This window comes from Rhizobium sp. SL86, assembly GCF_026672545.1.
GTDB lineage: Bacteria > Pseudomonadota > Alphaproteobacteria > Rhizobiales > Rhizobiaceae > Neorhizobium.
The window spans coordinates 2,494,903-2,503,871 of the sequence record NZ_JAPPRJ010000001.1 but is presented as its reverse complement, the minus strand read 5'-3'; the positions used below and the strand labels follow the sequence as shown (position 1 = coordinate 2,503,871).

At 63.8% G+C, this 8,969-nt stretch carries 13 protein-coding genes and 1 pseudogene; all 14 read left to right on the top strand.

Annotation, left to right across the window (positions count from 1 at the left end; genetic code table 11):
• The first annotated feature begins 453 nt into the window (after nt 1-453).
• The gene (locus tag OU993_RS12295) at nt 454-738 is read left to right on the top strand and encodes a hypothetical protein (RefSeq protein ID WP_268157416.1); all 285 of its coding nucleotides are present in this window, start codon (nt 454-456) and stop codon (nt 736-738) included.
• Nucleotides 707-1,450: a phage head morphogenesis protein gene (locus OU993_RS12290; RefSeq protein WP_268157414.1), complete on the top strand. Its 744-nt coding sequence runs from the start codon at nt 707-709 to the stop codon at nt 1,448-1,450. Before OU993_RS12295 ends, OU993_RS12290 begins: the two co-directional genes overlap by 32 nt.
• Before the next feature lie 609 nt (nt 1,451-2,059).
• On the top strand, nt 2,060-2,296 hold the full coding sequence (locus OU993_RS12285; protein WP_326493832.1) for a phage virion morphogenesis protein: 237 nt from the start codon (nt 2,060-2,062) through the stop codon (nt 2,294-2,296).
• A gap of 557 nt (nt 2,297-2,853) precedes the next feature.
• A pseudogene (locus OU993_RS28875) lies at nt 2,854-3,270 on the top strand (phage protease); the annotation flags it as partial.
• 101 nt (nt 3,271-3,371) lie between these two features.
• Complete coding sequence (locus OU993_RS12275; protein ID WP_268157411.1) at nt 3,372-3,767, top strand: hypothetical protein; 396 nt, start codon at nt 3,372-3,374, stop codon at nt 3,765-3,767.
• Between the two features lie 9 nt (nt 3,768-3,776).
• The gene (locus tag OU993_RS12270; RefSeq protein ID WP_268157409.1) at nt 3,777-4,670 is read left to right on the top strand and encodes a Mu-like prophage major head subunit gpT family protein; all 894 of its coding nucleotides are present in this window, start codon (nt 3,777-3,779) and stop codon (nt 4,668-4,670) included.
• A 119-nt stretch (nt 4,671-4,789) separates the two neighbouring features.
• Nucleotides 4,790-5,191, top strand: coding sequence for a hypothetical protein (locus tag OU993_RS12265; RefSeq protein ID WP_268157407.1), 402 nt, complete (start codon nt 4,790-4,792; stop codon nt 5,189-5,191).
• A 23-nt stretch (nt 5,192-5,214) separates the two neighbouring features.
• Nucleotides 5,215-5,649, top strand: coding sequence for a gp436 family protein (locus OU993_RS12260; protein ID WP_268157406.1), 435 nt, complete (start codon nt 5,215-5,217; stop codon nt 5,647-5,649).
• Complete coding sequence (locus tag OU993_RS12255; RefSeq protein WP_268157404.1) at nt 5,649-6,239, top strand: hypothetical protein; 591 nt, start codon at nt 5,649-5,651, stop codon at nt 6,237-6,239. Before OU993_RS12260 ends, OU993_RS12255 begins: the two co-directional genes overlap by 1 nt.
• A complete protein-coding gene (locus OU993_RS12250) occupies nt 6,236-6,472 on the top strand; it encodes a DUF2635 domain-containing protein (protein WP_268157402.1) in 237 nt (78 codons plus the stop codon). The genes OU993_RS12255 and OU993_RS12250 overlap by 4 nt, the downstream gene beginning before the upstream one ends.
• Nucleotides 6,473-6,474: 2 nt before the next feature.
• The gene (locus OU993_RS12245) at nt 6,475-7,962 is read left to right on the top strand and encodes a phage tail sheath subtilisin-like domain-containing protein (protein ID WP_268157400.1); all 1,488 of its coding nucleotides are present in this window, start codon (nt 6,475-6,477) and stop codon (nt 7,960-7,962) included.
• Between the two features lie 12 nt (nt 7,963-7,974).
• The gene (locus OU993_RS12240; RefSeq protein ID WP_268157398.1) at nt 7,975-8,340 is read left to right on the top strand and encodes a phage tail tube protein; all 366 of its coding nucleotides are present in this window, start codon (nt 7,975-7,977) and stop codon (nt 8,338-8,340) included.
• Nucleotides 8,337-8,813 (top strand): hypothetical protein, encoded by a 477-nt coding sequence (locus OU993_RS12235; protein ID WP_268157396.1) that lies wholly within the window; start codon nt 8,337-8,339, stop codon nt 8,811-8,813. The genes OU993_RS12240 and OU993_RS12235 overlap by 4 nt, the downstream gene beginning before the upstream one ends.
• Complete coding sequence (locus OU993_RS12230; protein ID WP_268157394.1) at nt 8,813-8,947, top strand: hypothetical protein; 135 nt, start codon at nt 8,813-8,815, stop codon at nt 8,945-8,947. The genes OU993_RS12235 and OU993_RS12230 overlap by 1 nt, the downstream gene beginning before the upstream one ends.
• Nucleotides 8,948-8,969 lie beyond the last annotated feature (22 nt).

The window sequence follows — 8,969 nt, the reverse complement described above, 5'->3', positions numbered from 1 at the left end:
ACGACGACGACGGATGCGGTCTCCGGCGGCCATGCGGTGAGCCAGGAGCATCGCCTCGTCCAGGAGGATATCGAGCGCGACGATGCCGGCATGGCAACCTCCTGACAGCAGCTCATCCCGAACATCGTGGCATTCATTCGGGCCGCAGGAACTACCCGCATGTGCGGATCGTCCTCGAGGTCCCGCTCGGCGAATTGCCGAGGCCTTCGACAAGCTGGCAAAGCACGGACTACGGGAGAAGCCTGTTGCGCGATCGGCTCGGCATCCCGACGCCGAGCGGACCCGCTGCTGATCGGCGGCCGCGTAACCACACCAGCGGCAGATCCCGGAACGCCCGCCGAGCGCCGCAGCCGATCTCCGCCAACGCCCCTCACCGGCTCCGCCTCGGCACATGCGGCGGCCTCGCGACGAGTCGAATCCGACCACCGGCTGGAACGGGAAGCGGCCGACGCGATGGACGGCATGATCGGCGAGGTGCGCAAGGCGCTGATGCAGGCGGCCGATCTGCGCGATGCTGCGGCACGGCTTGCCTGGAATTGTCACCCGACGATCTCGCGGAAGCCATGGCGCGGCAGGCGCTTGCCCATCTGGCGGGCCAGGCGTCGCCATCGACGACCTCAAGGGGCGGTCATGAATAGCGGGCCGCTGGCGCTTCGCCGCGTCGAGGTAAGGCGAAGCGGGCAGGGCGCTAAATCGGCCCACGGCCTTGAAGCGGCTTCGAAATCGATTGCAGTCTGATCGGGAGGATGGCGGCAGCGGGTATCCGCTCGATCTGCCGTTCGACGAAGCTATAGCCTATTTCCGTCACGAAAGTCTCCATCCCGACGCAAAGCTGGCGGACGTCTGGGATGCGGCGCATTCCAAGATGTTCATGGTCGCCGGCGCCATCCGAGTGGCGCTCGTCGATGACTTCAGGGCATCGATCGAGAAGGCGACGCGCACGACGCTCGAGGAGTTTCACGGACTTCGACCAGATCGAAAACGCACGGCTGGTCCTACAAGGGCGAACTCGGCTGCACGCGAACGATCTTCGAACCAATCTTGCGACCGCCTATGCCGCCGGCCGCTATGCCCAGATGACCGAGCCGATACGCTCGCGACGTTATTGGCAATATCGCCATTCCGGCGCACTTCATCCGCGCCGCAGCACAAGGCATGGGACGAAAAGATCTATCCGGCCGACGATCCGTTCTGGGTGACGGCCTATCCGCCGAACGGGTTCCGGTGCGGCTGCCATCATTCCGATTTCTCGGGCGCGGTTGAAGCGCCTGGGCAAAACGGTCCCGATCGTGCGCCGGATCTCGACCAGCTGGGCACCGATCAGCCGCTCAGCGTCGATCCATCCTTCGCCTACAATCCCAGCATGGCCTGGCTGAAACAGACGGCGCCTGGTCCGAAGGCGGTTTCCGCAACCAGGCCAATGTTGCCGCCTTTGTCAGGTCGGCGCTGAAGGGCAAATGGCCCGGACCGGGTCCTGGACGCCGGTTGCCGTCGTCGAAGACGATCTCGACGCCTCAGTCAATGCCGGCGACGATTGCGCTGACAGCGGATCGTATCCGCACGGATGCGGACAAATCCGCGGCTGATGTTTTCGCCACGATCCGAGGCGGCTGCTGAAGAAGGGCGCCCGCATCCGGACAGCGGAGGATGGCAGGTGACTGTCACGGGTCGCGTCGATGGCGGTGCCCTGGACGATGGCAATGCGGCGATCCGGACGGTGATCGGCGCTGGCTCGTCTTATCTCCCTCAAGAAGGCGCGTCGATGAGTGGCGCTCCATTTCCGTCACGATCCAGGACCGCGCCGTCCAGGAGGCGTTCCGGACGCTTGCCTTCCATGGGCAATACAACCGGTCGTGGCGGCGATCGGAACGAACTGGTCGCCTCGACGCATAGCGCTCGTCACCCAGACCGATCCGGAGGGCAATGCCTGCCGACTTTGAACACCGCCTATGCTGCCACCAAGCGCAACACCCGCATCCACTGAAAGCGGGCGTCTGCGCGGCAGCATCAACGCCCAGGCAGGGCAGGACGAGGTGCGTGTCGGCACGAACGGTCATCTATGCTCGCGTCCACCAGGAAGGCGACGATCGTGCCGAAGAGGATGCCTCGGCGCTGGTCTTCTTCATCGGCGGCGATCTCATCGAAGGCCAAGAGCGTCACCTTGCCCGCCCGCCCCTACCTCGGGATATCTGCCGAGGACGAAACATCGGTCGCAGAGATCGTCTTCTCTTCGTCGAGCGCTATCTCCCCGCTGATACGACATGAGCCGCACATGCCGCCCGCCGTGGCGGGCTGATCTGATCACGCGGCGCATGGCACTTTCCGGCCATGCAAACAGCGATCAACTCCTTCCTCCTGCCGATGGGCGTCGACGAGGCCGAACAGGGACCGCCAGAATGGGTTCACCTCATTCCGGCAGGTGTATTCCTCCGGCTCGGACGGTCGCGGACCCTATGAGGTCACATCGCCGGCCGGTGTATCGCCGCCTCCATTCTGCCTGGTCGCCAGCTCCCGATCGACATCAACCACGCCATCGATCATCTGGCGCCGGAGGGAAACCAACACCGGCAGTTGCCTGGATCGTTGCGCTGAAGCGCCCGAGGATGGCATTTGGGGAAATGTCGAGTGGACACCGGAAGGCCGATGGATCGGATCTCCAAAAGCTACGGCTACCTGTCGCCGGTCTTCGTCCACCCAAGGATGCGCCACACCAGGTCATTCGGCTGCTGCGTGCCGCCGCACCAACAATCGGAACCTCACTCTCACCGCACTCCATAACCATAGCCAGGAGGCTGTAATGCTTGAACAGTTGCGGAGGCGCTTGGCCTTCCGGAAAGCGACGGAGGCCAGGTTCTGGCGGCCGTCGCATCCGCCCATCAGGCCCAGCAAGAACGCTCGGCACATACCGCCCTGATCGGCAAGATCGTTGAAGCCGTTGATCTGCCGACCGGCACGTCCGGCGACGCGCTTGTCACGGCGCTGCAGTCGCGCGGCAAGGTCACGGCTGCCGAGGCGGAAAACCCCGAGCTGAAGACGACGGTCACTTCGCTGCAGAGCCAGCTCACCACCCGAATCTCGACCCATGCCCGCGACAAGGCGGTCTCGGTGGTCGAGGAGGCCGTCAAGGCCGGCAAGATCGTGCCGGCGCTGAAGGATCACATGATCGCCCGCCACATGAAGGACCCGGCAGAGGTCGAGAAGGAGATCGCTCTCCTGCCGTCGATCAATGCCGGCGGCCTTGGCGGACATCGCGAGCCGGAAGCCGGCGCTGCATTGGCTGCCGAAGACAAGCAGATCGCCGCCATGATGGGCATCGACGAAAAAGACCTTCGCCGATCGCTCCAAGGCGCTCCACGGAAAGGATCTCTGACATGGCTGCGACCGACGACATCCGCTCGAAGAAGAAACCCGGCCTCGGCCGCCGTTATGGCTATCCGGTTCTCGGCGGCCAGAAGATCTACGGTGGCACCGCCGTGGGCATCACCGCCGACAAGTACGCCGTGCCAGCGGGCCATGCGTCTGCCGTCAAGCTGATCGGCTTTGCCGAGGAGCGAGCCGATAACAGCGGCGGCGCCACCGGCGACCTGTACGTGACCGTCGAGAAGGACGTCCGGCTGATCCCGCTCGCCGGTGCTGCCGTCTCGAATATCGGCGCCACCGTCTACGCCTCGGCCGACGACACCTTCACGCTGACGGCCGGCTCGCTTCTGGCACTCGGCACCATCGACGCCATCGACGCGGACGGCGTCTGGCTCGCAACCCTCTGAGGATTGACCATGGATATCAACGCCAGCACGCTGCGCGCCATCTATACCGGGCTTTCGACCGCCTTCAATCAGCGGTTCGCTTCGATCTCGCCGCTCTACACGATGGTGGCAATGCCCGTCCCCTCGACCTCGGCGATCAACGAATATCCGCGCCTGGACGATCTGCCCGGCTTCCGCGAATGGATCGGCGATCGCATGATCCATGATCTTGGCGCGCTGACTTACACCATCCGCAACAAGACCTTCGAGAAGACGATCGCCATCAAGCGTGAACAGATCGAGGATGATCAGCTTGGCATCTTCACGCCGGTCGCCGGACAGATGGGCCAGGATGCTGCCGAATTCCCGGATCTTCTCTGCTGGCCGCTCTTCAAGACCGGCGAGACGCTGAAGTGCTACGACGGCCAGTATTTCTTCGACACGGACCATCCCGGCTACAACGAGCAGGGCAATCAGATCTCTGTTGCCAACTTCACAGATGGCGCCGGTCCCGCCTGGTACCTGGTCGATGATGCTCAGGCAGTGAAGCCCTTGGTGTATCAGACCCGTCGTCCCTTCGTTCTTACCCCGATGCAGTCGCCTGACGATCCAAACGTCTTTTACCAGGGCAAATTCGTCTGGGGCGTCGATGGGCGCTCAAATGCCGGCCTCGGTCTCTGGCAGACCGCCTACAAATCGAAGGCGACGCTGAACGAAGCGAACCTCTCGGCGGCGCTGACTGCGATGAGCACGATCCGCCGCCGCTCCGGCCAGGTGCTGAACATCTCCGCCAAGAAGCTGCTCGTGCCGCCGGCGCTGGAAATCACCGCACGCAAACTGGTCGAAGCGGAACTGACCAATGGCGGCGAGACCAACGTCATGGCCCGCATGGTGTCGGTCGTGAAGGTTCCCTACCTCGCCTGACCTCCCCCAGGGGCAGGTCTCGCGTCCCCTTGCCGTCGCCGGCGCACCTCCCCGCCGGCGACGGGTCTCCGGAAAACGGCTGATCCGAGCCGCTTTCTCGAAACCCGAAAGGACGAAGCATGAGCGCGAAGAAATTCCAGATCATCTGCACCTCGCCTGGCATGCGCCGCAATGGCATCGCCCATCCGGCGACCGCCTTCTACGACGCCGGCCGCTGGAGCGAGGCCGAGATCAAGGCCTTCAATGCAGACCCGAACTTTACCGTGCGGGAACTCGAGGACGGCGAGAGCACCACGACCGAGGCGGACTTTGAGGCGCGCGTGAAGGCCGAGGTGGACAGTCGTCTCCAGGCCAAGGCCGAGGATCTGCAGAAGGCCTTTGATCAGGCTGTCAGCGACAAGGCGGCTGAAAAGGCGACCGAGCTGCAGGCGAAGATCGATGACCTGCAGGCCAAGCTCGACGCCGCCACGAAGGCCGCAGCCGAGAAGCCGGCCACGGAGAAGCCGGCGGCCAAGAAATAGGCCGCTTCGAACAAGGATCACAAATGTACGCCACCGTCACCGACATGATTGCCCGCTTCGGCGAGACGCACATGATCCGGCTCTCCCGGCCGGAGGACCGCACGGCCGAGACGGTGGACGCGGTGAAGATCGAGCAGGCACTCAGTGACGTCTCTGCTGTGATCGACGGCTATATCCGTGGCCGCTACCTGGTGCCGATCGCGACGCCGCCGGCGGAGATCGTCCGCGCTTCCTGTGTTCTGGCCCGCTACGAGCTGGCCCAGGGGGAGCACATGGAGCCCTCCGAAGAGATGAGCAAGGCGCGCAAGGAAACGATTACCTGGCTGGAGAACATCGCCAAGGAGCTGATCAATCTCGACGTGCCGGCGGCCCTGCCTGCCGGTCCGGCCGTCGGCTCCGGTCCCCGCATGTCCGATCGGTCGCGCATCATGTCGCTCGACAGCCTGCGAGGCTTCTGATGGCGCTGACCCTGCAACACACTAACATCCGCAAGATGGAGCCGCTGATCACCGAACGGCTGCGGCTCGCTTTCCCGGAAAAGACTTTTGCGATCGAGCGCGTGCCGCAGGTCATGACCGTCAAGGAATTCGAACGCCTGGCGCGTCTCTCCCCCTTCATCGGCATTGCCTGGGTGGGTTTCCGGGCCGATGCCAGCAGCGGCCGTCTGTTGGCCGGCCGGATGCTCTGGCGGCTGATCCTCATCTTCAAGGCTTCAAGCGGCCTTGAAACCCGCTTCAAAGGTGACGTGAAGGGGATCGGGCTGGACGCCATGGGCGACGTCGCGATTGCCCTCATGCATGGCTGGACACTACCCGACACGGGATCTGCATCGGTGACCGGCGCCAACAGCGTGATTGCCGACGGCTGGAGCGACGAGGCGGTCGTGATCGCCCAGGTGGATTTCGAGATCCAGTGCACGGCGCATCCGGGCAAGCTCGATCTGATCACGCCTGACGATTTCCGTGCGCTGTCGATCGACTGGATGGTCGAGCCCGATCCTGACGCCGTGCCCGTATCCGACACCCTCACCCTGGACGATGCCCCATGATGAAATTCCTCCAACCCGCACCGGGCCGCACAGTCCATCTGCCGGATGGGACCGAAATCCCGACAACCGGCATGGACATCGAGGACAGCCTGTTTCGCCGCCGGCGCCTGGCCGATGGCGATCTGATCGAGGCCGAACGGCCGACCGAAGCGCCGGCGCTTGAAGCCGAGCCGGACACCGAAACGGGCGAGGCCGAGGCCGTCGCCAAGACCAAGCCCAAAGGAGGCAAATGACAATGGATTTCGACGAAATCCCCTATGACTGGTTGGAGCCCGGCACCTTCCTGGAAGTGAAGCCGAACTACCGCAATGCCGGCGTCTTCGCCTGGCCGGAAAAGGCAATGATCGCTGGCCAGAAGCTGGCGGCCGGAACGCTTGCTCCCGGCCAGATCATCGAAGTGACACGCGCTGCCGAAGGCGACGTGCTCTTCGGCCGTGGCTCGGTCGGCGCCAAGATGGTGAAGGCCTTCCGCGACGCCAACAAGGTCACGCCGCTTTATGTTACGGCGCTTGCCGATGCCGAAGGCGCGGTCAAATCGACCGGCACCTTTACCTTCGTCGGAGCAGCCTCCTCGGCTGTCGTGCTGCGCTTCCGCATCGGTGGACGCCAGGTGCGCTTTACCGCGCTGACCTCCGACAACGTGACAGCGATGGCAACCAAGCTTGCCGCCGCGATCAACGCGGATCTCGACATGGAAGTGACCGCCGCGTCGGCTGCCGGCGTCGTTACCTGCACGGCGCGTCACGGTGGCGAGGTCGGCAACGAGATCGACCTGCGCGTCGATACCGACGTCCAGCCGGTGCCCTCGGGCCTCACGATCACCGTCGCCGCCATGGCGGGCGGCGCCGGCAATCCGTCGGTCCAGTCGGTGCTCGATCTGCTGACCAACACCTGGATCACCAAGCTTGTGACGCCCTGGGCGGATGCCACCAATCTCGGCCTGCTCGCGACCTGGTTGACCGCGCGCTACACGGCGATGTCGAAACTCGATTGCCATGGCTTCACCTTCAAGCGTGGTACGTTCGGGGAACTGTCCACCTTCGGCAATCTCACCAATTGCCCCTTCCTCACCTGCGGCGGCATGAAGGCTTCGCCGACGCCGGCCTATACGATTGCGGCGACCGCCATGGCGACTGCCGCCTTCCACCTCACCAACGATCCGGCGCGCCAGCTCCGGTCACTGGTGCTGCCGGGCGTGATGGCGCCGGCGGCGGCTGACCAGTTTACGGATGAAGAAAAGAACCTGCTGCTCAATCGCGGGATCTCGACCTTCGATCATCTGTCGGACGGCACGACCACGATCAGCCGCATGATCACGACCTACAAGACGTCCAACCTCGGCGCTGCCGATCGTGCCTGGCTCGACATCATGGTTCCGGCAACGCTGTCGCGCATCCGCTATGACTGGGCGCTCTACGTCTCGCTGATGTATCCGCGCTCCAAGCTGGTCGATGACGACGACGTCGCCGCCCTGGTGCGTCGTGATGACGACGACACCGATCCGGGCACAGCGGTCGTTACGCCCGGCCGCATGCATGCGTCCTGGGGCGCGCGCTGCAAGCTCTACGGCGAAAAGGTCTGGATCGAGGACGTCTCGCGCACCATCAAGGAAAGCGTTTTTGCGCGATCGGAGGACGACAGTAACCGGCTGGAAAGCCGCCAGCAGATCAAAGTTGTCGGCAACCTGATGGTGCTTGCCGGCTCGCTTGAATTCCAGGTCTAGGAGGTCTGACCCATGACACAGGTTCTGGGCATCATCGACATCGTCTGGCGCGGCCGGACGATCCCTGTCGAAAAAGGTGCCACCATCCGCCTCGGCGGCATCAAGAACACCGGCGTTACCTATGGACGCACGGTCGGCCGCGCCGGCGAATTCCAGGGTTCGGAAGTCAATGCGACGACCAACCTGCAGCGCGGCCAGCGGGCGACCGACCTCTTCGACGAGACGGAGGGCGAATTGCAGGTGCGCTGCGATACCGGCCAGACCTTCGTCATCAATGACGCCTTCCTGGAAGGCGATCGACCAGTGATCACCGGCGGCGAAGGCGGCAAGATCCCGCTCAAATGGATGGGCGGCGTGGCCGAGGAGATCCTCGCATGACGAAGATCGGGCGCACTACCCATATCGATCTGGACGAGGATGCCTTGGCCGAAATGTCCAAGGTCTCCAGCGACGATGACATCGTCAACGAGGATAATGAACTCGACGATGATGACGTCGTCGATGAAGATGCCGGCGACCTCGACAAACTGCCGAGACGCGCGACTGTCAACGCGGACGGCACGGTCACCCTGCCGCTCCTCTATCCGAAGATCGTCGCCAGCAGGAAGGACGGCAAGGTGCGCGAACGAGAGTTCAAGCAGCTCACCTTCCATCGACTGACCGGCGCCGATCAGCGGGCGATTGCCGCCGCCAGCGAGGAGATGATGAACGTGGTCGCCTTCGCGCAATCGACCAAGATCAGCCAGGCGGTGATGAACAAGCTGTTCGACAAGATGGACGCCGCCGACATCGCCGACTGCGGGCGGGTGCTGAATTCTTTTTTGACGAGTGGCCGCAAAACTGGCCGGTGATGATTGGCGCGCTCGCCGATGGTACCGGCTTCTCGGCCGCCGAGATCGACAGCTTCGACGCCCGCACGCTGACCTACTGGTGGAACATGGTGATGGCCTGGCGCCAGGAAGTGGCAAGGCTCAACACCCCCTGACGAGATCATGCCCGCCGATGCG

Bases quoted from the DNA above. Each gene is read 5' to 3' on its own strand.
- OU993_RS12295 (WP_268157416.1), top strand. From the start codon at position 454: ATGGACGGCATGATCGGCGAGGTGCGCAAGGCGCTGATGCAGGCGGCC.
- OU993_RS12285 (WP_326493832.1), top strand. From the start codon at position 2,060: ATGCTCGCGTCCACCAGGAAGGCGACGATCGTGCCGAAGAGGATGCCT.
- OU993_RS12275 (WP_268157411.1), top strand. From the start codon at position 3,372: ATGGCTGCGACCGACGACATCCGCTCGAAGAAGAAACCCGGCCTCGGC.
- OU993_RS12270 (WP_268157409.1), top strand. From the start codon at position 3,777: ATGGATATCAACGCCAGCACGCTGCGCGCCATCTATACCGGGCTTTCG.
- OU993_RS12265 (WP_268157407.1), top strand. From the start codon at position 4,790: ATGAGCGCGAAGAAATTCCAGATCATCTGCACCTCGCCTGGCATGCGC.
- OU993_RS12260 (WP_268157406.1), top strand. From the start codon at position 5,215: ATGTACGCCACCGTCACCGACATGATTGCCCGCTTCGGCGAGACGCAC.
- OU993_RS12255 (WP_268157404.1), top strand. From the start codon at position 5,649: ATGGCGCTGACCCTGCAACACACTAACATCCGCAAGATGGAGCCGCTG.
- OU993_RS12250 (WP_268157402.1), top strand. From the start codon at position 6,236: ATGATGAAATTCCTCCAACCCGCACCGGGCCGCACAGTCCATCTGCCG.
- OU993_RS12245 (WP_268157400.1), top strand. From the start codon at position 6,475: ATGGATTTCGACGAAATCCCCTATGACTGGTTGGAGCCCGGCACCTTC.
- OU993_RS12240 (WP_268157398.1), top strand. From the start codon at position 7,975: ATGACACAGGTTCTGGGCATCATCGACATCGTCTGGCGCGGCCGGACG.
- OU993_RS12235 (WP_268157396.1), top strand. From the start codon at position 8,337: ATGACGAAGATCGGGCGCACTACCCATATCGATCTGGACGAGGATGCC.
- OU993_RS12230 (WP_268157394.1), top strand. From the start codon at position 8,813: ATGATTGGCGCGCTCGCCGATGGTACCGGCTTCTCGGCCGCCGAGATC.